We start from the raw sequence: 1,230 nt of genomic DNA on the forward strand, positions 1-1,230 counted from the left end.
TTAGCCGATCAACTAGGCGGTGATGTACTTGCCAGATTAAAAGCTGCAAAGCAAGATTTAACAGCGAAAGAGCAAGCCGCAGAAGAAGAGCGCCAAGCAAAGCTAGCCTTTGAGCGCAAGCAACGCGAAAAAAACAAATCGTTTGAAGAGCTACTAAACGAATACGGCGACAAAGGCTCAAAATTCTAAAGTGAAACAGTGAATCCAAATGCGGATTCACTGTTTTTTTTGTGTTTATTGGATTTTGATTAGATAAATTCTGTAGTATGAAAAAATAACCTTTCTAGTAGTTCTGTATTGGTAACAGATTGAATCATCGCGTTTAAATAAGTTTCTTTATTCATATTTGTAAAGTTCCAATTAACACCTTTAGATTGTGCATATGCTTGCACAAAAATACGAATAGTACGCCCGTTTCCCTCTCGAAAAGGGTGTAACATATTCAATTCGGATTTGTAATATGCCAATCTATTTGCAGCTTGATTAATTGTAGTCCAGATAGGTTCATTATTTAATTGATAAAACAATTCATCGGCATAGGAATTAATAAATTGAAATTGACAAAACCTGGTAGATCCTTTCGTTATTTGAACATCTCTAAAATGTCCAGCGAACGGATAAATATCTTGAAATAAATGAGCGTGCAAACTTTGGAAGTCATGAAGATGGAACGACTTGATTTTATATGTTCCTTGCTCAATTTGTGTGGCTCTTAGAGAAAAAACAAATGCTTCTGCTAATTCAAGACTTTTGTAATCAGTAATGTCCAGAAGATTGGTTTTTAAAAGGAAGTCATCATTAAGTTTTTTATTGTACTTTTCCATTATTCAGAACTTCCTTAATTATGGTCGGTGAAATTTGTATACCAGAATTAACGATATCAAGTACTTTTTTCTGAAGTGTTGGAGTTAGTGATAAATTTTCAAATTGTAAATTTTTAAGTACACGATTAAATTCAGGAGAGTTTAATTGGATTTGTTTCATTTTAAATTGCTCCCTTCTCTTACTTCTTATTATAAGTTGTTGTGACGACTTCGACAATCAAACACTTTCGCAATAGTAGTAATGCGCCCTTGAAGTAAATAAGAAGGTGAATTGCAATGGGAAAGAAACGAAAACAGCAGCAACGAGTGGATAATAGCGTGACAGCTAGTCTACCAAAGCAGGAGGCAGTTACATTAGCCGATCAACTAGGCGGTGATGTACTTGCCAGATTAAAAGCTGCAAAGC

The 1,230-nt window shown here is 34.9% G+C and carries 3 protein-coding genes; 1 reads left to right on the forward strand and 2 read right to left on the reverse strand.

The features are described 5' to 3' along the window. The coding region (locus AC1DCY_RS27135; protein ID WP_477355785.1) for a YqkE family protein at positions 1 to 189 on the forward strand (189 nt) is incomplete at its 5' end. 59 nt (positions 190 to 248) lie between these two features. Here AC1DCY_RS27135 and AC1DCY_RS27140 read toward each other — a convergent pair. Then, complete coding sequence (locus AC1DCY_RS27140; protein WP_477355788.1) at positions 249 to 824, reverse strand: Fic/DOC family protein; 576 nt, start codon at positions 822 to 824, stop codon at positions 249 to 251. Next, the gene (locus AC1DCY_RS27145) at positions 808 to 984 is read right to left on the reverse strand and encodes a Zn-dependent hydrolase (protein ID WP_477355791.1); all 177 of its coding nucleotides are present in this window, start codon (positions 982 to 984) and stop codon (positions 808 to 810) included. Before AC1DCY_RS27145 ends, AC1DCY_RS27140 begins: the two co-directional genes overlap by 17 nt. Between the last annotated feature and the right edge of the window lie 246 nt (positions 985 to 1,230).

This window comes from Lysinibacillus sp. 10T31 (assembly GCF_056394365.1).